Genomic DNA, 22,190 nt, shown 5'->3' on the forward strand with positions numbered 1-22,190 from the left:
AAGAGAGTTCATCATGTCCCAACACCACCCTACCGACGATATTAAAATTAAAGAAGTCAAAGAGTTACTCCCTCCAATCGCGCATTTGTATGAGCTGCCTGTTACGCCTCAGGTTGCCAATTTGGTTTATAAAACACGTCATGAGATTTCAGATTTAGTTCACGGCCGCGACAACCGTTTGCTGGTCATCATCGGCCCATGCTCGATTCACGATACTAAGGCGGCGGTAGAATATGCGCAAAAATTGCTGCCCTTGCGCAAAAAATATGAGAAAGAGCTACTGATTGTAATGCGCGTGTATTTTGAAAAACCGCGTACAACCGTTGGCTGGAAAGGTCTGATTAACGATCCGCACTTGGACGGTACGTTTGACATCAACTACGGCCTGCGCCAAGCACGTCAGTTGTTGCTGACTTTGAACGAAATGGGCATGCCTGCTTCGACTGAATTCTTGGACATGATTACGCCGCAATACTACGCCGACCTGATTTCTTGGGGCGCGATTGGGGCGCGTACGACTGAAAGCCAGGTACACCGCGAATTGTCCAGCGGCCTCTCCTGCCCTGTCGGTTTTAAAAACGGTACGGACGGCAATCTGAAAATCGCCATCGACGCCATCGGTGCCGCCAATCATCCGCACCACTTCCTGTCTGTAACCAAAGCCGGTCATTCCGCGATTGTCCACACCAGCGGCAATCCTGACTGCCATGCGATTTTGCGTGGCGGTAAAGAGCCTAATTACAGCGCGGAACACGTTAAAGACGCGGTTGCGCAGCTTCAAAAAGCCGGCGTGAGCAGCAAACTGATGGTGGACTGCAGCCATGCCAACAGCCGTAAAGACTTCCGCAAACAAATGGATGTAGCACGCGATGTTGCGGAGCAGCTGAAAGCCGGTGAAGAAAACATCATGGGCGTGATGGTGGAAAGCCACTTGGTTGAAGGCCGTCAAGACAAGCCTGAAGTTTACGGTCAAAGTATTACGGATGCCTGCATCGGTTGGGATACGACTGAAGAATTACTGGCCCTACTTGCCGAAGCGAAAGGTTACCAAGCTTAAGTGCGAAACCATAAAAAAGACCGGATATGTTCCGGTCTTTTTTGTGTCTGTTATTTTGATTTCCTTGCTCATATTCATAATAAAAACAGTATTTTAAGAAAAAATCAGGCCGTCTGAAACAATTAAAAGACAGTTTCAGACGGCCTACTCAATCCGGTTATGCCGCACCAACGCTATACGTTTCGCCCTTGCTGTCCGCTTGGCCGACAATGGCAGCAACGGCAGCGGCCAAGCCGTTGCGCGTCATGTATTTTTGCGGAATTTCTTGGGCATTTTGTGTCAAGGTATAGGCATTATCTTCGCCATCGGCAAGGCCGCAGGGGCGCAAGATAGTCCAATTCAAACCGCTTTGTTTGAGATAGATTTCGGCTTCTGTTTTGGCACGGACAGCTTCGCCGAGTGCCTGTTTGAACGACTCGCTCATCATGTCCCATTGTTCGCCGCAGCCCATGCTGGTAATCAATACAAAGCGGGCTTGCGGATTGGCGGCTTTCGTGGCGGCAATAATGTTGATATTGCCCAGCGCATCGCTGCGGATACCCTCTTCGTTTTTGCCGCCGACAAAACTGATCACGGTATCGGGACGGTATTGTGCCAACGCTTTATCGAGCGCATCGGCATCAAGCGCATCGGCGACGACTGTTTGAATATTGTGTTCGGCAAAAAAGCTGTCTTCAGATGGCTTTCTTAATACGGCGACGGTATCGGCTGAGTCAGCCAATGTGCGGATATAGGCGCGGCCGGACGGGCCGTTGGCTCCGAAGATGAGTTGCATGTTTGGGGTTCCTTTGTGTGGTAGATGTTTATTGTTAGAAAATCCGCTCCTCTATGCAACAAGGAACGGATTTTCAGGCCGTCTGAAACCGTTTAAGCGGCATCAAACAGTTTTCGCATGGCTTCGATTTGGTGTTGTTTCAACTCACCTGCTTCATCGCGGCCGACAAAAATTTTAAACATGGCGCCACCGTTGCGGTTAATAAAGTTGAGCGAGCAAGTGGCTTTACCCATGAACGGGCGTTCCAAAAGGTAGATGGAGGCGCAGTTTTCATAGTAGATGTGGCCGTGTACGCCGCCGTCGGTTTCAGGATGGTCAAAATTGTAGAAACCGCGGCCGACTTTGCCGTTTGGCAGTTTGCCGCTGACTTCGACGATGGCATCGGGGGTGTGGGCGATAAAGGTCACGGATTCATTCCATGCTGCGATGGCTTGGAGGATTTCGACAATGCGGCTGCCTTCGGTTTGGCGCACGTTCTCTTCAGGCAGACAGCGGATAACGTCTTCAAAACTGCATTGGTTTTGCGCGGCCAGCATTTCCAGCACTTGGCCGGGATTTTTTTCCAATGATTGGCGCAACATGGTTTGTTGTTCGGCTGAAAGTTTTTGCATGGTTTGATCCTTTTCTTGAGTCGGAAGAGTAAGCATGAGTTTGCGGATAAGGGTGGGCGACCAATAACGGCCGCTGGTATTCAAACGGATAAGGCCGTCTGAATCGGGTTCTTTAAAAAGCTGCATTTCCTGCCATTGGGCAATCAGCTTTTGCGCTGCTTTGTTGCCGTCGAACAATAATGGATTCAGACGGCCTGTTTCAATATCGTGCTGGACTTTGCTGAGAAGTGCTTTATTTGGACTATGGCCGCTCATAAATGCGATGTTTTTCTCGCCTTTCGGCGTGGCGAGATAGCTCTCCAAATCACCCTGCACCTGATAGCTGAAACCGCCGAAGTTACCGCCTGCGCCGGAGCCGAACGCCAAACAGGAAATATCGGATTTGATCAGGGTATTGTAGCGGTTGCGCTCGCCGCGACCGGGATAGGCGAAGTGGCTGTTGCTGACCTGTTCCCAGCCTTTTTCCAGCAGTGTTTCAACCGTGTAGGCATATTGGTCTGCCTGAATATCAAAGCCCGGCGGTGTCGGAAATGCGCCTTTTTCAATCATGCGGTTAATGGGCAGCATGGGATAAAGGTTGAACGCATACGTATCCAAACCGGACAGCGGCAGCTCAGCGGCGCGGGCAATATCGTTTTGCCAAACGTCATCGGTTTGATTGGGCAGGCCGAACATCAAATCGGCCACAATCACGGCATCGAGTTCGCACAATTTTGCCAAATATTCAAACGCCTCGTCGCCACTGTGTTTGCGGCCGAGACGGCGGCGGATGGCGGTATTGAAGGTTTGCACGCCGATGGAAATGCGGTTGGCCCCTGCTTCGAGACAGGCCTGTGCTTTTTCCAAATCGAAATGGCTCATGCGCCCTTCGATGGTGAACTCGCAGTCTTCGGCAAGCGGCAGATATTGGTAGCAGGCACGAATCAGGCGGACGAGGTCTTCCGTAAGCAACGCGGTCGGCGTACCGCCCCCGAAATAAACGGCTCGGATTTTGCCCTTGCCTGTACGGACTTCGGCTTCAGCGGCCATTTCTTCGATAATTTTGTCGGTGTACACGCTGCTTTGGCTGTCCTTCCACGCATTACGGTAGAAGCCGCAAAAAACGCAATGGTTGGCGCAAAATGGAATATGCAGATAAGCAAGCGCATCCACATCGGTGGCATGGGGAAGCTTTTTCTTCCAAATGTTCTGCCACTGGGGACGCGGCATTGGAACACCGCCCCAAACGGGCATTAATGCCTGACGTTCGGGAAATGCCTTGGGCGCGGATTGTTTCGGAGTCCAAACAAGCTGCTGTACCATGATAATGATTAATAAAAATTATTAATAAGATTGATATATTAAATAACCATCATCGTTTTCTTGTCAACATTTTTGAGTAATTAAAAATCAGTATTATTTTAAAATATTGTATTCTATAAATAATTAAATGTATTTCTATTTTATGGAAATCGGCATTTTACTTGTGAAATGCACAAAATTTGGTTCTTCAAGTCGGGAACATCCTCCCATCTCGTTTTATTTTTGAACGATAAAATAAATTTTCTTTATCGTTTTTCAGACGGCCTGTTGGCGCTCAGCTTCTGAAATAAAACCCTGCTTCATCTTCGCAACGGCGTATCTGCCAACCGTAAACCGATTCAAGCAAGTCGGGGCGCATCACTTCGCCCACCTTGCCTGATGCAACGACTTTTCCCTTATTCATCAAAATAATATGTTCCGCATAACGCGCGGCGAGGTTTAAATCGTGCAATACCATCATTGATGAGGCACGGTTTGAATGCCCGACCAAATACTGCATCAGGCGGTGTTGGTGGCGAATATCGAGATGGTTGCACGGTTCGTCCAAAAGCAAGACCGGCGCGTTTTGCAACAGGGCGCGGATGATGTTGGCGCGTTGTTGCTCGCCGCCTGAGAGCTTGCCGATACGCTTATCCGCCAATGCCGTCAAATCAAAATAATCGAGCAACTCGTCCGCCCATTCATGGTTCAGACGGCCTTTTTGTACGAATGACGCCAACGCAATGTATTCACGTACGGTCATCGGCATGTTGTAACGGCCATGCTGCCCGACCCATGCCACCCTGCCCGCGCGGATTTGCGGCGCAACGGCCTCACCGAAAAGCGTGATTTCCCCCTGCCCTGTTTGCCCGATTAAGGCACGCAGTAAAGTGGACTTGCCCGCACCATTCGGACCGATAATGACGGTCATGCCGGAAGGTATATCCAGTTGATCGATTTCAAGCAGGGTTTTGTCTTGGACGAGGACGGAAAGATTACAGATTTGAAATAAGGTATGCATGGCAAAAGATATGGTGCAATAAAGTTTCAGACGGCCTGTTTAGGCATCAACGGCTTTTCAAAGGCTTGATAAACAAATACATAAAAAATGGTCCGCCCAATAAGGCAATTACGATACCGACCGGCAGATCGACAGGGTATGTCAGCCAGCGCGCTGCGCCATCTACCACCATCAAAAATACTGCGCCCAACCAAGCCGACAGCGCAATCAGTTTGCGGCGGCTGCCGCCGACGGTTTGCGCCAGCACATTGGGGATCATCATGCCGAGAAAACCGATGATGCCCGAAAGCGATACCGCCGCTCCCGTCATCAATGCCGCGCCGATTACGGTTTGCACACGCAATGCCCCAACTGATACCCCCATACTGGCAGCCGTGTCTTCCCCTGTCATCAAAACGTCCAGCCGCCTGCCTGCCGACAACAAAATCAGAAAACCGGGCAACATGACCGCAATTGCCGCAACAGGCGATGAGAAACCGGCTTCGGCAAGGCTGCCCGACAGCCATGTGGTCGCGCTGCGCAATACCAAATCGTCAGACAAAAACAAAATCATGCTGACCACCGCGCCCGAAAACGCGCTCAACACAAAACCCAACACCAGCAATCCCAAAGTACCGCCGCCGAGCAGTTTGTGCACCGCCAAAATCAGCAGGCATACACCCAATGCACCGAGAAAAGCCGCCGCCGGTACACCCATCGCGCCGCCACCCACAGCCAATAACACAATCACGCCCAAGGCCGCCCCGCCCGACGTCCCGATCAAACTCGGATCGGCCAGCGGGTTCTCAAATAAAGCCTGCAATGCCGCCCCCGAAGCGGACAAACCGGCTCCGACCAAAAGTGCGGTATAGATGCGCGGTAAACGGATTTGGCGGACGGTTTCATCCATCGCCAATGGCGACTCCCACGCGCCAAAACCGATGCCGCAGCACAAATAAACGGCAGCGGCAGTAAGCAGCAGGCAGAGGGTAAGGGTATGCGGTTTCATGACATCATGAGGTTTAAGCGGATTGAGGGACGGTTTCAGACGGCATTTTTAAGACAACCGTTTTGCTTCCTCCTCAATAAGAAGGAACAAATCAAGGCCGTCTGAAAACAAAAATCGGGCAGGCTTTTCAAATCAGGCGCGTTTATTTCGCCAAACCGTGCAAACGCTGAATCACTTGTGGCGTATCCAGCCCGTAACGGAACATATCGTTGGCCTTCCACAAATAAATTTTGCCGTTTTTCGCGGCAGGCGAGCCGGCTATTTCGGGGCGTGCGGCAAAGGTTTTGACGTTGCCTATCATGGCGGTGTTGTGGTCGGCAATAATGATGATGTCGGGTTTGGCCGCAATCCATGCCTCACGCGTCATCGGTTTGAGGCCGTCAATGGCGGCTGCGGCATTGATACCGCCGGCGCGGCGGATGATTTCGTCGGCGGCAGTATTCTTGCCCGATACGATGCGCCCGTCGTAGCTGAAGAGGTAGCGTTTGCCGCTGGAAGGCTGCTGTTTCATATCCGCCTGCCACTTGCTAGCCAACTTGTCCGCCTGCGCGCTTTTGCCGATAAGCTGACCGATGTTGCGGATACTTTGCGGATAGGCGGCAATGCTGTCGTCGGGCGCAACATTGACGGCTTTAATGCCTGCTTTTTGCAGGTGGGCAAAAATATCGGCAGGCTGCGCCATCCATGAACCGATGGCAATGTCGGGTTTGGCGGCCACAATCGGTTCAACCGTCAGGCGGCGATGAATGCCGATACTGGGCTTGTTTTTCAACGCCGGATTTTGAACAGTCTGATCGCGGCCGACGATTTCGTCCAATGCGCCGAGCGCGGCAACGATGTCTGCCGTATCGGGGGTCAACACGACGATGCGTTGCGCGTGTGCAGTGCCGGCCAACGAAATAAACGCGGAAAGCAAGAGGAGTTTGAGTTTCATTGTTTTTCCTTGTTGTATGCTTTCAGACGGCCTGATCGTTTTTCCAGGCCGTCTGAAAACGGTTGAATCACATTAGAACTTCAGTTGTACGGTCGCAGCGAAATTGCGGCCGGTTTCGGTGTACAAGTCCATCACACTGGTACGGCTCATGCCGGCAACGTCTGTGTGCTGCCAGTATTTTTTGTTGCCGACGTTGTAAATGTTTGCGCCGATTTCGAGGTTTTTAAACGGCTTGTACCACGCGCCGACATCCCATACGCCATAACCCGGTGCTTGGAAAACAGTGTCGCTGCTGACGCGGCTATGTTTTTTCGACCAGCGCAGCTTGGTGCCGACACCCCATTTTTCCTGCGTGTAATCCAAACCCAAAACGCCGTTAAGCGGATAAGCGGAATCCAACGGTTTGCCGTCCTGCTGCTCACCGCGCATCCAAGCGATGCTGCCGGAGACTTGCCAGCCCGGCAGGAATTTGTAGGCGGCAGAAGCTTCAGCACCGTAGGTTTTGACGTGATCAAGGTTTTGATATTGGTACTGGATAATCGGGCGACCGCCAACGGTGGAGGTACCGATTTCAGTGCGGTTGATGAAGTTGCGGTAACGGTTGTAGAACGCGGTGACTTGCGCACGGGCGCGTTCGTTTTTAAATTTCATTCCCAATTCAAAGCTGTTGGAGCGTTCGGATTTGAGGTTGGCATTGGGAATGACGGCATAGCCGTAGGTCGTATTGGCAAACGCCATGGTTGCGCTGTCAAACGGCGGCGTACGGAAGCCTTGGGAATAAGTGGCAAAACCGGTGAACTGCTTACCCATAGGCACACTCAGGCGCAGGCTGGGCGTAAACGCGGAATCGCTAAAGCGCGTCGCTGTTCCGCCGGGATTGGCATTGAGATAGGCTTGGTCGGTCGACGTGTTCAGCTTGTCTTTTTCGTAACGCAAAGCTGGAGTTAGAACGATGCTGTTGCCGAAGGTCAGGCTGTCTTGTGCGTAAACGCTGAACGTTTTACGCTTGCTGTCGGGGAAGGTTTTATTTGGATAGGTGCTGCCTGCATAAACTTTACTGACAGCGCCGGTCAGATTGTCCACTGTCAGGCTGTCGCGCGGACGGGCGGTCTCGGTGTGTTTGTATTCTGCGCCGGCAACGACGGTTTGTTTGACCGCGCCGTCAAATTCCCACACGCCACGCCCGTTCAGCCCGCGTATGGTCTGATTGAAACCGTAGTCGGAATAACGGGTCGAGTTACCTAATTGGCGCGCGCCCATACGCGTAATACTCGCATCGACGGCATCGTCTTCCGTACGCAGTTTTTGCTGATAGGCAGTCAGGTTGGCTTCTTTCAGACGGCCTTCGCCAGCGTAGCGGTAGCCCGCTTCGATACGTTGACGGCGGATACGGTCGCGAGCATTGCTCTCGGATGTTGCGATGGTTACCGGCCCGCGCGATTGCGAACCCAAGCCGTTTGCCAATACGGTATCGTTGGCGTGGTAATACTGTTCGTACAAAGTTTCAAAACGGTGGCGTTCGTTGCCGATATTGCCTTTCGCCAAAATATTGTAGGCATTGTTTTTCTGTGGATTGGTGGCAGTACGCGCAGTCGAGTAGCTGGTATCGCTGCCCATGTTTTCGGTTTCATGACCTTGACGGCGCGTCAGCATCAGCAGGCCTTCGGCGTTTTCATGGAAACCTGCTACAGTCGCCGTTACGCCATGGCTGCGGTCGCGGCTGCGGTAGCCGTGTTTCAAACCGAAATAACCGCGTTTGCCCGCATCGACGAAATCACTCGGAGAAAGCGTCACCATATTCACCACACCGCCGAGCGCGTCGCTGCCGTACAGCGCGGAATAAGGGCCTTTGACAATATCGACCTGCTTGAGCGTGTCGCTTTCGACCATATCGCGTCCCGAAATCGCGCCGTTGGAGCCGCCGCCTGCATAAGATTCAGGAATGCGCACGCCATCCACCATCATCAGAATGCGGTTGCCGTCTATGCCTCGGATATTGATACCGGCATGACCGCGGCGATTGTTGTCTGACGGCACGCTGACGCCGGATTCATACATCACGATATCGTCTAAATTCTGTGCCGAGGCTTGATTCAAGGTTTTGCGTCCGATAACCGACACATTCGGCGCGGCTTTATCCAAGGTTTGCGCATTGCGGTCAGCCGTGACCACCACAGGCTCTATTTCTGCCTGAGCCACCGGCATCTGAGCCGCATATAACTGTCCGGAAAAAACCGCCCCTACTACACAGGCAATCGCTTTCTTTTTCATTACATAACCTTACCATTTTAATAATAATGGTTTGCATTTATAAAACAAACAGACGGTTTTTGCAAGTTTAAGATATAAACAAAAGGCCGTCTGAAAACCCGATAATTTAGGTTTTCAGACGGCCTGCACTATTTTTCTTTTCAATTAGAACGTATGTTTAACCGTTGCAGTCACACTACGCGGCGTGCCGTAAACGTGAATATCCGGCATGGGGCGGTAGCGTTTGTTGAACACGTTTTCAAAGTCTAAACCGATGCGGGTGGATTTGCCGATTTTGTAATGCGCGGTCAAGTCCAGCGTAGCGTATGGGCGTTGGGTCAGTGCTTCTTTACCGGCAGCGGTGAAGGGCTGGTATTCATCATAGGCGTTTGTACCGCTTTGCCAGTTGACGTTTGCACCCAAGTTTAGGCGGTCGGTAACATCATACGCAGTAAAGAGTTTGAAAAGGTGGGCAGGATAAGAAGGGTTGACCACATTGCCCGAATCATTTTTGAGTTTGGAGTACGCATAAGAAGCATTGAGCAGCCATTTGTCGCTCAAGCGTCCGCCGACGGACAATTCCACGCCTTTGGTCGTCGTGCGGTCAATAGATTCATAGTAAAACCGTTGATTTTCCTCATCGTCAATTTCTTTCCCCAAATGGTCGCGTTTATTGATAAACGCAGCCGCAGAAGCGTTCAAACGGCCTTCAAACCCTGAGGCTTTTAAGCCGAGTTCATATGTTTTGCCACGTTGCGGTTCCAGCGGTTTGCCGTTTTGATCCAAATAGCGCACTTGCGGGCGGAATATGGTGGTATAGGAGGTGTAGGCTGTCAGATTGTCATTTAAATCATAACTTGCGCCCAAATAGGGGATAAATACCTTGTTTTTATGCCTGCTGTCGGCAAAATTGTTGCGATTGGAACTGTAGTGGTATTGCCAATCTACAAACCGTCCGCCGCCTATCAATGCCAGCCTGTCGGTTAGTTTAAAACGGGTCGAACCGTAAACAGAGAGGTTTTTCATATGGGCAAAGCCGTCGCGAAGGTAGGGCATGGCCAGTTTTGTGAAATTTCCGTCGAAAAGGCGCAAATCAGGGACAACCCTATCTTTATCTTTGTCGTAATATGAAAGAGTTTCCTTATTGTGCTGATAGCTGATGCCGGCATTGAATTCATGTTTGCGTCCCCAAAGCGGGTAATCGCCGTCCAAACTCAGAGAAAAATCTTGGTCGGTGTACTTGGCTTGGTCGCGCTCGGCAACGAATTTAGCGGAATAGTCCGGATAAATGACAAAAGGACCGGCTATACCGGAAACTGCATCACTTTTTCCATAAGTATGGCTGTAGTTGCCGTTCAGAGCCCAACCGTTTTCAAACTCATGATTGACAGAGGTGAAGATTTCCGCACTGTTTTCTTTACCGTAAGCCCATTTTGCCGAGGCATTGCTGCGCGGTGAGGCTGCAAATGGTTTGAAAGGTTGATTTTTTCTAGGGTTTCCCGCCACGGTCAGATAGCTGAAAGGCGAGCTGCCGGTATTGCGGAAACGGTGTATTTCCGTACCGATATTCCACTGAGTCTGAGGGGCAATGTCGTAGGAGAGAATGCCGTAGAACGTATGATTGTGGCGCGAAGTGTTCGGCAGGTAATCGCCGCCGTGGTCGCTGACCAAAATAGCGCGGCCGCGCAAGGTATTGTCTGCATTTAAAGGCTGATTGGCATCAAGGACGAAGCGGTAGTGGTTCCACGAACCGACACCGGCTTCTACGCTGACGGCAGGTTTGGCAGTCGGTTTTTTGCGTTCCAAAGCAACCGTACCGCCCGGCTCGCCCATACCGCCGTTGGACAAACCGCTTGCGCCGCGCACGACGACGACTTGGTCATACAATGCGCTGTCCAGATTGTTGGTACCGCGGCGGATGGCTTTACCGTCGTAAAGGAATTTGGGCGCGCCGTCCACGGAAATGCTGTCAACGGCCTGACTGCGTGAAATAAACTCGCTGTGGCCGGATACGTTGTTGCCCATTTTGCTGTGGAACACACCCGGTGTTTGTTTCAATACGTCCTGCAGGCTGTCCAAGCCTTGGTCTTCGATTTGTTTTGCCGTTACGACAGACAGGGACTGCGGCGTTTCGCGCTGGGTCAGGCGGATGCCTGTCGCGGCGGAGGAAGCGGGAATGGTGTAGTTGGAAGTAGTCTGTTTACCGACTCCTTGGACGGTAACTGTCGGTAAATCGACACGCTCTTGCGGCTGGGTATTTTCTACTTCGGTCGAGAAAGAATACGCCGAACACAGCGCCAGACTGACGGCAAAGCTTAATTTGCCATAGGGAAATACAGGTAGTGACATAGCCTCTCCAATTAGCTTATCTTTACAATTTGGTCGCAGATTCTATCAAAAAGATGTAGCCCGATGGAACTATGTTTTAATCATTATTTTCTAAGTATTTTGTTTAATTCAAAATATTTATTTTCTATCTAGTCCCAATTAACTAAAAAGGCCGTCTGAAACCCATATCATCAGGTTTTCAGACGGCCTTAATCTTTTTATGATAAGGCAATCAGTCTGCCAACTTTCGTGCCAATTCTGCCAAACGTTTACCTTGAGCAAAGGCAATATCATTTTCTTCGGCAGTCAATACCGGCTTGCTGTCGTGGCCGGAAACATGGCTTGCGCCGTAAGGCGTGCCGCCGCTTTGGGTATTGCTGAGCGCGGACTCGGTATATGGAATGCCGCTGATGACCATGCCGTGGTGCAGCAGGGGCAGCATCATGGTCAGCAGGGTGCTTTCTTGGCCGCCGTGCAGCGAAGATGTGCTGGTGAAAACGGTGGCAGGTTTGCCGACGAGTTCTGCACCGAGCCAAAGGGGAATGGTGCCGTCGATAAAGTATTTCATCGCGGCAGCCATATTGCCGAACCGCGTCGGGCTGCCGAGCGCAAGGCCGGCGCAATTTTTGAGGTCGTCGGCAGTCGCGTATGGCGCACCTTCGTCAGGAATGGCTTTTTCAACGGCTTCGCAAACGGTGGAAACTTTGGGAACGGTACGCAATACGGCTTCGCAACCGTCCACGCTTTCGATACCGCGTGCGATTTGGCGGGCAAGGTTGCGCGTGCTGCCATTTTGGGAATAAAAGAGAACGAGGATTTTCAGAGGATTTGGGTTCATTTGGGGTTTCCGTTACAATGCTGTCAGGTTTCAGACGGCCTTTTAAATACTCGGGCCGTCTGAAAAGAAAAAATTTCAATTTAAAAGAGGGAAAAGGTTATGCCGTTTTCGCAATGGTGGCAAGGTTTTTTAAAGAGTAAAGGCGTGGCGTTCGCTTGGTTTGTCGTGCGCCGTTTTGATGAGGAGCGCGTGCCGCAGGTAGCGGCAAGCATGACGTTTACGACACTTTTGGCTTTGGTGCCCGTGTTGACGGTGATGGTCGTCATCGCTTCGGCCTTCCCCGTTTTCGACCAATGGTCGGAGGAATTTATCTCTTTTATCAACCGCACCATCGTTCCGCAGGGCGCGGACATGGTGTTTGACTACATCAATGCATTCCGCGATAAGGCCACCAATCTGACGGCGATCGGCAGTGTGATGTTGGTCGTAACCTCGCTGATGTTGATTCGGACGATAGACAATGCGTTCAACCGGATTTGGCGCGTCAATTCGCAACGGCCTTGGATGATGCAGTTTTTAGTGTATTGGGCGTTGCTGACGTTTGGGCCTTTGTCTTTGGGCGTGGGCTTGTCGGTCGTGATCGGTCAGGTGCAAGTAGTGGGCGGCTCGGAATGGCTGAGGGTTATCACTACGGTTTCATTTATTACGCTGCTGCTGTGGGGTTTATACCGCTTTGTGCCCAACCGTTTCGTGCCTGCCAGCCATGCTTTGGTCGGCGCGGCCGTAACGGCGTTTTGCTTGGAAACGGCACGCTTTTTATTCGCTTGGTACATGGGCAACTTTGACGGCTACAAATCGATTTACGGCGCATTTGCCGCGGTACCGTTTTTCCTGTTGTGGCTCAACCTGTTGTGGACGCTGGTATTGGGCGGCGCGGTTTTGACCTCGTCCCTGTCCTACTGGCGCGGCGAAGCGTTCCGCCGCAGTCTGGATGCGCGCGGCCGCTTTGATGATGTATTGAAAATCCTGCTGCTGCTCGACTCTGCCCAACAAAGTGGCAAGGCATTGCCGGTGCAGGAGTTCAGACGGCATATCAATATGGGCTTCGATGAATTGGGCGAGCTTTTGGAAAAGCTGGCGCGACACGGTTATGTCTATTCCGGCCGTCAGGGCTGGGTCTTGAAAATGGGAGCGGAGTCCATCGACTTGGCTGAGCTGTTCAAACTCTTTGTCTACCGTCCGCAAACGCTTAATAAAGACAAGGTCAATCAAACGGTTGATCACATTATGCAGCCCTGCTTGGAAACCTTGAACATGACGCTGGCCGAGTTCAGTGCCCATACGAAAAAACAATCCTCTTAAACCTGACGCCGTCTGAAAGCAAAAATATCAAGTTTCAGACGGCCTTTGCTATAATCAGCACACTACTGAATACTACATTCAACCTACAAGGAAAAATAGATGAAAACACCAGCCCTACTCTCGCTGCTCGGTCTGATTCCATCTGCCGCTTTTGCCGCCCACGGCGTAAGCCTTGGCCAACCACCGAAATATCCGGCCAACTTCACCGCTTTCGAATACGTCAATCCCAACGCTCCCAAAGGCGGCTCGTTTACCACGCCTTTCCTCGGTGCTTTTGACACGCTCAATCCCTTTACCCTCAAAGGCAACCACGAATACGGCATCAGCATGCTGACGCTCGACACCCTGACCGAGCAAAGCATGGACGAACCTTACGCCGTTTACGGCCTGATTGCCGAAGACATCGCCCTGGCGCCGGATGGCCTTTCCGTTACCTTCAAAATCAACCCTAAAGCCAAATTCCACAACGGCGACCCCGTTTTGGCCAAAGACGTTGCCGCTTCATTTAACATCCTGACCAAAGACAAAGCTGCCGCCCCCATGTACCACTTCTACTGGAGCGACGTGGACAAAGTGGAAACGCCCAGCGATCGCACCGTCGTGTTCCGCTTCAAACAGCGCAACTCAGAATTGCACATGATTCTCGGCAGCCTGCCCGTCTTCTCGCATAAAAGCTATCCCAAAGGCCTGGCCGCCGCACCCAACAGCCTGCCGATCGGCTCCGGCCCCTACCGTTTTGCCAAAGCTGAAAACGGCCGCATCAGCGAGTTTGTCCGCGACAAAAACTACTGGGCGCAAAATCTGCCCGTACGCAAAGGCCGCTACAACTACGACCACATCCGCATCAAATACGTCAAAGACGAAGTTGTCCGCATCGAAGGGCTGAAAGGCGGCCAATATGACTTCGTACAAGAAAACGTCGCCCGCAACTGGGCGCGCGCCTACTCCGACGAAGTCCTCAAAAAACGTAATCTGTCCAAACACGAATGGATACAAAACAGCACAGCCGGCATGCAAGGCTTCGTCATCAATATGCGCCACAAGCCCTTGGACAATATTTACGTCCGCCGCGCCTTGATTGAAAGCTTCGACTACGAAAGCGTCAACCGCCGCATCTTCTACGGCGCATACCGCCGCACCGACAGCTTCTTTACCAATAGCACCATGGCCGCAACCGGCAAGCCGGACAGCGCGGAAACCGCATTGCTCAAATCATTGGGTACCAAGCTGCCCGACGGCGTATTGGATCAAGACGTCCCTATGCCGCCGGTTACCGACCCCAAACTGGGCGTGCGCCCGAACCTGCTCAAAGCACGCGCCCTGCTTGAAAAAGGCGGCTATCAATACAAAAACGGCAAAGCAGTCGACAAACAAGGCAAACCGCTGACCTTTGAATTCCTCGCACCAAGCAAAAACTACGAACGCATTACCTCCAAATGGCAGAGCGACCTCGCCAAAATCGGCATTACCATGAACGTGCGCACCGCCGACTCCGCCGTGTACCAAAAACGCATGAACGACTTCGATTTTGACGTGACCACCGGCTACTACGGCAACAGCGAAAGCCCCGGCAACGAGCAATACGACTACTTCAGCTGCGCCGCCGCCAAAACCGAAGGCAGCCGCAACCTATCCGGTGTCTGTCATCCTGCGGTTGAAAAACTGTTGACCCATTTCAACAGCTTTACCAACCGCCAAGAGCTACAAACCACCTCGCGCGCGCTCGACCGACTGATCCGCCACCAATACACCATCGTTCCAAACTGGTTCGCCGACCGCTACCGCGTCGTGTACCGTAACGATGTAGGCATTCCGTCCAAGCTGCCGAAATACTACGACCCCATCACCTTCGCCATGACCGCAGGCTGGAAGAAAAAGTAGTCGCATTTCGACAACACGTCCAAGCATCTGACAAGCCTTTGGCGTGTAGTCCTAAGCATAGAATCATAAAACCTAGTTGTTTGTTTAAAAACAATCAATCGGCTGATTCAAAACAAACATAAAAGAAAAAACAACTTAAAGCCAAATCAAAGGCCGTCTGAAACATCCGTCAGCAAAATCATCTGCAACGGAACATTTCAGACGGCCTTTTCGTCTCTTTTCAATCCATTTTTGCAACCGAAGCAAAATATCGAAAATGAACAAAAAATTGCAAAACAATGCCCTCAAATTTTACAAAACCGTGTACACTGCAAGGTAAGAGTTTGAATTATAAGGTTAATCTTAATAAAAACTACAATCATCCAAATTTAACCCAAATCAAGCATTCATATAACAGACAAAAGGAACAATAATATGGAAATCAAGCGTCTCTCTACCATTCTCAAACTGATTGCCAACCCCGAACGCATGGCCATCCTTTTTCTGCTGCTTAACGGCGACCGCAGCATTACCGAACTGGCACAAGCGCTCGACTCCTCCCCGACCGGCATCGCCAACCACCTCGCACGCCTGCGCACCGAAGGCATCATCGATTTCACACGCTACCACCGCATCATCGAATACCGCATCATCTCCGAAGAAGCCACCACCATCCTCAATACCCTGCGCACGCTCAAAGACCAAGCCGAATAAACAAATAATTCCATATCACAACAACAAGGCCGTCTGAAACATCAGCTTTCAGACGGCCTGCCACTTTCAGCCCATATCGAAAAATAAACCAATCCGCTACAATACCGCCCATGCCCACAGGCGCAATCCGCCGCCTTCCCACCCAACAGCACACACGGAAACATCATGAAAATCGCTACTTGGAACGTCAATTCCCTCAACGTCCGCCTGCCCCAAGTACAAAACTGGCTAGCCGACCACCAAGCCGACATACTCGCCTTACAAGAACTCAAACTCGATCAAGACAAATTCCCGGCAGCCGCCCTGCAAATGATGGGCTGGCACTGCGTCTGGAGCGGCCAAAAAACCTACAACGGCGTCGCTATCATCAGCCGCCACGAGCCGCAAGACGTACATTGCGGCCTTCCCGCCCTCCCCGACGACCCGCAACGCCGCGTCATCGCCGCCACCATCAACGGCGTGCGCGTCATCAACGTCTATTGCGTCAACGGCGAAGCCCTGGACAGCCCAAAATTCCAATACAAAGAACAATGGTTTGCCGCACTGACCGAATTCGTCCGCGCCGAAATGGCCGCACACCCCAAACTCGTCCTGCTCGGCGACTTCAACATCGCCCCGGCCGATGCCGACTGCTACGACCCCGAAAAATGGCACGAAAAAATCCATTGTTCCTCCATCGAAAGACAATGGTTTAAAAACCTGCTCGACCTTGGCCTGACCGACAGCCTACGCAAAATCCACCCAGAAGGCGCGTTCTACACCTGGTTCGACTACCGCGGCGCCATGTTCCAACGCAAACTCGGCCTGCGCATCGACCACATTCTCAGCAGCCCCGAACTCGCCGCCACCCTTACCGACGTCACTGTCGACCTAGAAACCCGTGCCCAAGAACGCCCCAGCGACCACACACCGGTAATTGCAGAGTTTGACTGCTAACACTTTGAATTAAGAAAAAATCAGGCCGTCTGAAAACTGGATTTCAGACGGCCTTTATTCTAAAAGTTTTCAGACGACATTTGAGGTCTTCTGAAAGTTTGAAATAATGGTTTGAACGGAAAAGAACGCGTGCGTGCGTACCGCACATACACTACACGTCGGTTTTAAATTTTGTGCCACCTGCAAGTAGAGTATGGCGCAACCACGCAACGTGGTTGGTGGAGATACAGGCTACGGCTTGCTAGTAGTCATATGAAAAGGCGTTCGTTCTGTGAACTCCTGAATAAATTTATAAACTAAATCTTCAAAGATTTCTTGTGCAACATTTTTTATTTTTGCATCATCTGGTAACTCTGCATGCACCAAGCTAAATTCAAATTTAACCCAAATAGACGCTGTTAAAATGAACTCTTTGCTTGTGCTAGACACATCTGCAATTGCAGTAACTTTAAACTCTGTATCAGATTTCTTTTCTATTTGTGGTTGTGCAAGAATTTGCATTTCTCCACCGCCAATATCATCTCTTGATATTGAGTCTAAGGATGTTTTATAAAATAAATCTTTAAAAAATATTGATTTATTTGATAATTTAATATCATTCATTTTACATTACTCACCAAAGAATTGTTTCCACAGATAATATCTTGAATTTGATGCTGATTATTTGGTAATGAATTTCCAATATACTGACTTTCTAAAATTCCCTGAAACTCAGAGTTGCAACTAAAATTATTATTAACTGTAACATTAACTAATTTTGATATCGTTTGCGTGTTATCATTATGTTTTATAATGGAGAAATTTCTAAAGTCTTCAGCTATCTTTACCTCAGGATTAATATTTAACTTCACGGTATTAAATTTACTATCTTCTAAATAGCAAACTTTTTGACCTTCATAAGCAGGCATAAGCTTAACATATTTATTAAAAACAGAAAAAATATCTGCCAATTCTTTTAATCTAATATTAGCAAAGCCCTCCAATAAACCTGTCACATATGCCTCATTTTTCCCTAACAGTTTTTGCAATTCCTCAGGTTGGATTTGGGCATATTCCATCTCTAGAGCCAGTCTTTCTGACAATTCAATAAGAATATCTTCTTGATATACTGCTTGATCAAATTCACTTCTACTACTTAAAGCTAGTACGTTAGTCTTCATAACTGAATCCATTTTTTTCGAATTTATCTTTTTCTTGCAAAGAAATTTCTGTATCTTTTGGATGTAATTTTTCTGTTTGTTTTCTCAAAAAATGTGTAATACACATTAGTTCCTCACCATATGGGTTGCAATCCCAAAAATAAGCACGTAAATGAGCTAAATCATTAATAGAACCATTTTCTTCATTGAATTTATCCCAATCGGTACAGTGAGCATATTTAATTGCTTTAAATGGATATTTTTCATTATTTATTGCTTCTGGCATTTTTAAAGCTTCCCCATTTATGTATCTACGAATCCTAGCAACAAGCCCAACAGCGGGCGTTCCAAATAACTCGTGAACTTTATTAAGTTTATTTATACCATTTGTATCTCTTTGCGCTTGCTCCAAAATAACAGATATTTTTACTGTCCCTTTATAAAACAAATGTGGTGGATAATCATTATAACCATGCATTTTGTTTATCATCCATAAATAAGGTATTTATTGTGAGAAATAACATTTTTGAAAGTATAGCACAGTTAAAACAACAAATTCTCTTTAATCCCCCGAATCCTATCCCGCAACACAGCCGCTTCTTCAAACTGCAAATCCCTAGCTGCCTGCTGCATGGCTTTTTCCAGTTTGGCGATTTCTTTAATCGCGTCTTCTTCATTGTGAATCTCGCCGACTTTGACTTTGTTTTTGCCTTTCAGACGGCCTTTGCCGCTGTCTTCTTCGTGGTACACGCCATCGATGATGTCTTTGACCTGTTTTTTAATCTGCTGCGGCACGATGTCGTGTTCTTCGTTGAATTTAATCTGTTTTTCGCGGCGGCGTTCGGTTTCATCGATGGCGGCTTTCATGGAATCGGTAATTTTGTCGGCGTACAGGATGGCGACACCGTTCACGTTGCGCGCGGCTCGGCCTATGGTTTGAATCAGGCTGCGGTGGGAGCGCAGGAAGCCTTCTTTGTCAGCGTCGAGGATAGCGACGAGGGAGACTTCGGGGATGTCCAAGCCTTCGCGCAAGAGGTTGATGCCGACGAGTACGTCAAACAATCCGAGCCGCAAATCTCTAATAATTTCAACACGCTCTACGGTATCAATGTCGCTGTGCAGGTAGCGCACTTTGATGCCGAGTTCGCTGTAATAGTCGGTGAGTTGTTCCGCCATGCGTTTGGTGAGGGTGGTAACGAGCACGCGTTCGCCTTTTTGGATGCGGTCGTTGATTTCGCTCATTAAGTCATCAACTTGGGTGGCGACGGGGCGGATGATGATTTGGGGATCGACCAGCCCGGTGGGGCGGACGACTTGTTCGACTACTTGTCCGGCGTGTTCTTCTTCGTATTTGGCGGGGGTGGCGGAAACGAAAATGGTTTGCGGCATGACTTTTTCAAATTCGTGGAACTTGAGCGGTCGGTTGTCTCGGGCGGAAGGCAGGCGGAAGCCGTAGTCCACGAGGTTTTGCTTGCGCGATGCGTCGCCTTTGTACATGCCGCCGATTTGGGTGACGGTAACGTGGCTTTCGTCGATGAACATGATAGCGTTGTCGGGCAGGTAGTCCATCAGCGTGGGCGGCGGTTCGCCTTCTTTTTTTCCGGAGAAGTGGCGGGAGTAGTTTTCGATGCCTTTGCAGAAGCCCATTTCGTAGAGCATTTCGAGGTCGAAGCGGGTGCGCTGTTCAATGCGTTGTTGTTCGACAGGGCGTTGTTCGCGGGCAAAAAATTCAATGCGTTCGCGCAATTCTTCTTTGATGGACTCGCAGGCGCGCAAGACGGTGTCGCGCGGGGTAACGTAGTGGCTGGATGGGAAGACGGTGTAGCGGCCGACGCGTTGGTGCAGGCTGCCTGAAAGCGGGTCGAACATATCGAGTCGGTCGATTTCGTCATCGAACAGGCTGATGCGCAAGGCGTTTTCGGAGCTTTCAGCAGGGTACACGTCAATCACGTCGCCGCGTACACGGAAGCTGCCGCGTTTGAAGTCCAAATCACCGCGTTCGTACTGCATGGAAACGAGTGTGGCAATGATGTCGCGCTGCTCGATGGTATCGCCTTCTTTGACGGACAACACCATTTGTTGATATTCGGTCGGGTCACCGATACCGTAAATGGCGGACACGGTGGCGACGATAATCACGTCGTCGCGCGTCATCAGGTTTTTGGTGGCGGAAAGGCGCATCTGCTCGATGTGTTCGTTGATCGCGCTGTCTTTTTCGATGAACAAATCGCGGCTGGGCACATAGGCTTCAGGCTGATAATAGTCGTAGTAGGAGACGAAATATTCCACCGCGTTTTCGGGGAAAAACTCGCGCATTTCTGCATAAAGCTGGGCGGCAAGGGTTTTGTTGTGCGCCATGATGATAGCAGGGCGGCCGCTTTGAGCAATGACGTTCGCCATGGTGTAGGTTTTACCCGAACCGGTTACACCAAGCAAGGTTTGATAGGCCAGGCCGTCTGAAAGCCCTTCGAGCAAGCCGGCAATGGCAGCGGGCTGGTCACCGGCAGGAGGAAATGGCTGATGGAGTTTAAACGGAGAATTGGGATATTGGATGACTTCCATAAGACAGCCTGTTTTATGTTCAGGTAAAGAGAGGATTATAACAAAGGGTCGTCTGAAAATTGATAGTGTGCTAATCTGACAAGACTAAATATTTCATCTCCTTCCTTAGCTAACTGAGGTTAGTTATGTTAGCAGGAACAATTAAATTAGGGGCTGTACTAGATTAGCAGATATGTTACCCTCGAAATATGAAGATAACGCACTGCAAATTAAAGAAAAAAGCACAGAAAGAACTGCTCCGTTTTTTTGTACTGGAAGTTACCGCCCGTTCTGCAGTCGATATTTTGGGTATCCATCCCAATTCAGCAGCACTGTTCTACCGTAAAATCCGCACGGTTATAAACTATCATTTGGCCTTGGCTGCCGATGAGGTTTTCGAGGGCCCTGTCGAGCTGGACGAAAGCTATTTCGGCGGACAGCGTAAAGGCAGGCGTGGTCGCGGTGTGGCAGGAAAAGTGGTTGTCGTCGGCATTCTGAAACGCAACGGACGGGTCTATATCGTTGTGGTGGATAATGCCAAGTCTGAAACGTTACTCCCTGTCATTAAAAAGAAAATCATGCCGGACAGTATTGTTTATACCGATAGTCCGAGCAGCTACGACAAGTTGGACGTGAGCGGTTTCATCCATTACCGCATCAACCATTCCAAGGAATTTGCCGACCGTCAGAACCACATTAATGGCATTGAGAATTTTTAGAATCAGGCAAAACGTGTCTTGCGAAAATACAATGGAATCGATCGCAAATCTTTCCCGCTGTTCTTGAAAGAATGCGAATTTCGATTTAACTTCGGCACACCGTCCCGGCAGCTAAAAATCCTGCGGGATTGGTGTGGAATTTAGAGCTAATCTAGTACAGCCCCTTAAATTATCCTCTCCCGAAAGGATGTATCCCCCACGTCCTTTTCTTTATCCGCTTCCTCCCTTTCGATCAGATTTCTACCCCGTAAAAGGCTTACACTCCGCATCATTGCCCCTAAATATCTCCTCACCGTCCGTACAGCTTCCCTTCACCTTCATCTTCCCGCACACTACCGCCGTCAACGACTCGTTCAAGCGTAATACTCTCGGCTCCGCCTCCCTGTCCAGAGCCACCGCCTTCAGGGTAAACTTCCCTTCCAGGATCCCCTTAGCCTGACCGTTCATCCGAATGCAGAAACCGCCCGCCTCCTTCACCGGCAGCTCCGGCCACTTCGTCGACGTCAGCTTAAAGCTGCCCTTTTTCGCATAGAACTGCTCCATAAAGCGCGCATTTTCCAGCAGGGCGGCATGAGCCGCACGCAAGTTGGCCGAACGGACTGACTCCCGATAGGCAGTCAATGCCGCCGTCGCCAATATCGAAACCAGCAGCATCACCACCAACAGCTGTATCAAGGAGTAGCCCCTCTGTACAGCTGCCCCATTCCGTTTTCCGTCAAATGCTTTTAAGTACATATCTTTCTTCCCTTTATCTTTATCTTTATCTTTGTATCCCTATCCGACAGGAGGCACCTTATCCGTTTGTCCCTTTACTCAATGGCCCCCATTGGTCCAAGTCTTCATTGCCACTGCCCATACAAAGCCGCCCATCAACCCGAACCGGCAAACGGTTCAGC

General features: G+C 50.2%; 18 protein-coding genes and 1 pseudogene. 6 read left to right on the forward strand and 13 right to left on the reverse strand.

Annotated elements, in window-relative coordinates:
• The first annotated feature begins 13 nt into the window (after positions 1 to 13).
• The gene (gene aroG, locus ACTHSN_RS03375; RefSeq protein ID WP_440365072.1) at positions 14 to 1,057 is read left to right on the forward strand and encodes a 3-deoxy-7-phosphoheptulonate synthase AroG; all 1,044 of its coding nucleotides are present in this window, start codon (positions 14 to 16) and stop codon (positions 1,055 to 1,057) included.
• Between the two features lie 157 nt (positions 1,058 to 1,214).
• Here the strand turns inward: aroG and ACTHSN_RS03380 are convergent, their stop codons facing one another.
• From ACTHSN_RS03380 to wrbA, 8 genes are all read right to left on the reverse strand, one after another.
• A complete protein-coding gene (locus ACTHSN_RS03380) occupies positions 1,215 to 1,832 on the reverse strand; it encodes an NAD(P)H-binding protein (protein ID WP_440365073.1) in 618 nt (205 codons plus the stop codon).
• Between the two features lie 92 nt (positions 1,833 to 1,924).
• Positions 1,925 to 3,745, reverse strand: a complete 1,821-nt coding sequence (gene hutW / locus ACTHSN_RS03385; protein ID WP_070873802.1) for a heme anaerobic degradation radical SAM methyltransferase ChuW/HutW — start codon at positions 3,743 to 3,745, stop codon at positions 1,925 to 1,927.
• Between the two features lie 274 nt (positions 3,746 to 4,019).
• Complete coding sequence (locus tag ACTHSN_RS03390) at positions 4,020 to 4,745, reverse strand: ABC transporter ATP-binding protein (protein WP_440365074.1); 726 nt, start codon at positions 4,743 to 4,745, stop codon at positions 4,020 to 4,022.
• Between the two features lie 46 nt (positions 4,746 to 4,791).
• On the reverse strand, positions 4,792 to 5,733 hold the full coding sequence (locus ACTHSN_RS03395; RefSeq protein ID WP_107769087.1) for a FecCD family ABC transporter permease: 942 nt from the start codon (positions 5,731 to 5,733) through the stop codon (positions 4,792 to 4,794).
• Between the two features lie 142 nt (positions 5,734 to 5,875).
• The gene (locus ACTHSN_RS03400) at positions 5,876 to 6,667 is read right to left on the reverse strand and encodes a heme/hemin ABC transporter substrate-binding protein (protein ID WP_049249087.1); all 792 of its coding nucleotides are present in this window, start codon (positions 6,665 to 6,667) and stop codon (positions 5,876 to 5,878) included.
• A 72-nt stretch (positions 6,668 to 6,739) separates the two neighbouring features.
• A complete protein-coding gene (locus ACTHSN_RS03405) occupies positions 6,740 to 8,938 on the reverse strand; it encodes a TonB-dependent hemoglobin/transferrin/lactoferrin family receptor (protein WP_440365075.1) in 2,199 nt (732 codons plus the stop codon).
• Positions 8,939 to 9,082: 144 nt separating this feature from the next.
• Positions 9,083 to 11,266, reverse strand: coding sequence for a TonB-dependent siderophore receptor (locus ACTHSN_RS03410; RefSeq protein ID WP_070647227.1), 2,184 nt, complete (start codon positions 11,264 to 11,266; stop codon positions 9,083 to 9,085).
• A gap of 211 nt (positions 11,267 to 11,477) precedes the next feature.
• Positions 11,478 to 12,083, reverse strand: coding sequence for an NAD(P)H:quinone oxidoreductase (gene wrbA, locus ACTHSN_RS03415; protein WP_285071273.1), 606 nt, complete (start codon positions 12,081 to 12,083; stop codon positions 11,478 to 11,480).
• Between the two features lie 99 nt (positions 12,084 to 12,182).
• Here wrbA and ACTHSN_RS03420 point away from each other — a divergent pair, with 99 nt between their 5' ends.
• The 4 genes from ACTHSN_RS03420 (at position 12,183) to xth (ending at position 16,895) form a co-directional block, all read left to right on the forward strand.
• Positions 12,183 to 13,385, forward strand: coding sequence for a YihY family inner membrane protein (locus tag ACTHSN_RS03420; RefSeq protein WP_070584564.1), 1,203 nt, complete (start codon positions 12,183 to 12,185; stop codon positions 13,383 to 13,385).
• A 99-nt stretch (positions 13,386 to 13,484) separates the two neighbouring features.
• A complete protein-coding gene (locus ACTHSN_RS03425) occupies positions 13,485 to 15,266 on the forward strand; it encodes an extracellular solute-binding protein (RefSeq protein WP_070460614.1) in 1,782 nt (593 codons plus the stop codon).
• 414 nt (positions 15,267 to 15,680) lie between these two features.
• Positions 15,681 to 15,959 carry an ArsR/SmtB family transcription factor gene (locus ACTHSN_RS03430; RefSeq protein WP_070460616.1) on the forward strand — a complete coding sequence of 93 codons (279 nt, stop codon included), beginning with the start codon at positions 15,681 to 15,683 and terminating at the stop codon, positions 15,957 to 15,959.
• A 165-nt stretch (positions 15,960 to 16,124) separates the two neighbouring features.
• Positions 16,125 to 16,895: an exodeoxyribonuclease III gene (gene xth / locus ACTHSN_RS03435; protein WP_070460618.1), complete on the forward strand. Its 771-nt coding sequence runs from the start codon at positions 16,125 to 16,127 to the stop codon at positions 16,893 to 16,895.
• 231 nt (positions 16,896 to 17,126) lie between these two features.
• Here xth and ACTHSN_RS03440 read toward each other — a convergent pair whose 3' ends face one another.
• From ACTHSN_RS03440 to uvrB, 4 genes are all read right to left on the reverse strand, one after another.
• The gene (locus tag ACTHSN_RS03440; RefSeq protein ID WP_070460620.1) at positions 17,127 to 17,498 is read right to left on the reverse strand and encodes a hypothetical protein; all 372 of its coding nucleotides are present in this window, start codon (positions 17,496 to 17,498) and stop codon (positions 17,127 to 17,129) included.
• A complete protein-coding gene (locus ACTHSN_RS03445) occupies positions 17,495 to 18,055 on the reverse strand; it encodes a hypothetical protein (protein ID WP_070460621.1) in 561 nt (186 codons plus the stop codon). The genes ACTHSN_RS03440 and ACTHSN_RS03445 overlap by 4 nt, the downstream gene beginning before the upstream one ends.
• Positions 18,045 to 18,512: a hypothetical protein gene (locus ACTHSN_RS03450; RefSeq protein WP_107769084.1), complete on the reverse strand. Its 468-nt coding sequence runs from the start codon at positions 18,510 to 18,512 to the stop codon at positions 18,045 to 18,047. The genes ACTHSN_RS03445 and ACTHSN_RS03450 overlap by 11 nt, the downstream gene beginning before the upstream one ends.
• A 65-nt stretch (positions 18,513 to 18,577) precedes the next feature.
• Positions 18,578 to 20,596 carry an excinuclease ABC subunit UvrB gene (uvrB, locus tag ACTHSN_RS03455; RefSeq protein ID WP_070460625.1) on the reverse strand — a complete coding sequence of 673 codons (2,019 nt, stop codon included), beginning with the start codon at positions 20,594 to 20,596 and terminating at the stop codon, positions 18,578 to 18,580.
• A gap of 188 nt (positions 20,597 to 20,784) precedes the next feature.
• Here uvrB and ACTHSN_RS03460 point away from each other — a divergent pair.
• Positions 20,785 to 21,438: pseudogene (locus ACTHSN_RS03460) on the forward strand (IS1595 family transposase).
• A gap of 96 nt (positions 21,439 to 21,534) precedes the next feature.
• Here ACTHSN_RS03460 and ACTHSN_RS03465 read toward each other — a convergent pair.
• Entirely contained in the window at positions 21,535 to 22,029 is a 495-nt protein-coding gene (locus tag ACTHSN_RS03465; RefSeq protein ID WP_107769082.1) for a type IV pilin protein, read from the reverse strand.
• Between the last annotated feature and the right edge of the window lie 161 nt (positions 22,030 to 22,190).

Source organism: Neisseria sp. P0009.S010 (genome assembly GCF_051958545.1).
Lineage (GTDB): Bacteria > Pseudomonadota > Gammaproteobacteria > Burkholderiales > Neisseriaceae > Neisseria > Neisseria subflava_A.

Bases quoted from the DNA above. Each gene is read 5' to 3' on its own strand.
- xth (WP_070460618.1), top strand. From the start codon at position 16,125: ATGAAAATCGCTACTTGGAACGTCAATTCCCTCAACGTCCGCCTGCCC.
- ACTHSN_RS03420 (WP_070584564.1), top strand. From the start codon at position 12,183: ATGCCGTTTTCGCAATGGTGGCAAGGTTTTTTAAAGAGTAAAGGCGTG.
- ACTHSN_RS03400 (WP_049249087.1), bottom strand. From the start codon at position 6,667: ATGAAACTCAAACTCCTCTTGCTTTCCGCGTTTATTTCGTTGGCCGGC.
- aroG (WP_440365072.1), top strand. From the start codon at position 14: ATGTCCCAACACCACCCTACCGACGATATTAAAATTAAAGAAGTCAAA.
- wrbA (WP_285071273.1), bottom strand. From the start codon at position 12,083: ATGAACCCAAATCCTCTGAAAATCCTCGTTCTCTTTTATTCCCAAAAT.
- uvrB (WP_070460625.1), bottom strand. From the start codon at position 20,596: ATGGAAGTCATCCAATATCCCAATTCTCCGTTTAAACTCCATCAGCCA.
- ACTHSN_RS03450 (WP_107769084.1), bottom strand. From the start codon at position 18,512: ATGCATGGTTATAATGATTATCCACCACATTTGTTTTATAAAGGGACA.
- ACTHSN_RS03430 (WP_070460616.1), top strand. From the start codon at position 15,681: ATGGAAATCAAGCGTCTCTCTACCATTCTCAAACTGATTGCCAACCCC.
- ACTHSN_RS03465 (WP_107769082.1), bottom strand. From the start codon at position 22,029: ATGTACTTAAAAGCATTTGACGGAAAACGGAATGGGGCAGCTGTACAG.
- hutW (WP_070873802.1), bottom strand. From the start codon at position 3,745: ATGGTACAGCAGCTTGTTTGGACTCCGAAACAATCCGCGCCCAAGGCA.
- ACTHSN_RS03380 (WP_440365073.1), bottom strand. From the start codon at position 1,832: ATGCAACTCATCTTCGGAGCCAACGGCCCGTCCGGCCGCGCCTATATC.
- ACTHSN_RS03390 (WP_440365074.1), bottom strand. From the start codon at position 4,745: ATGCATACCTTATTTCAAATCTGTAATCTTTCCGTCCTCGTCCAAGAC.
- ACTHSN_RS03440 (WP_070460620.1), bottom strand. From the start codon at position 17,498: ATGAATGATATTAAATTATCAAATAAATCAATATTTTTTAAAGATTTA.
- ACTHSN_RS03405 (WP_440365075.1), bottom strand. From the start codon at position 8,938: ATGAAAAAGAAAGCGATTGCCTGTGTAGTAGGGGCGGTTTTTTCCGGA.
- ACTHSN_RS03410 (WP_070647227.1), bottom strand. From the start codon at position 11,266: ATGTCACTACCTGTATTTCCCTATGGCAAATTAAGCTTTGCCGTCAGT.
- ACTHSN_RS03395 (WP_107769087.1), bottom strand. From the start codon at position 5,733: ATGAAACCGCATACCCTTACCCTCTGCCTGCTGCTTACTGCCGCTGCC.
- ACTHSN_RS03445 (WP_070460621.1), bottom strand. From the start codon at position 18,055: ATGAAGACTAACGTACTAGCTTTAAGTAGTAGAAGTGAATTTGATCAA.
- ACTHSN_RS03425 (WP_070460614.1), top strand. From the start codon at position 13,485: ATGAAAACACCAGCCCTACTCTCGCTGCTCGGTCTGATTCCATCTGCC.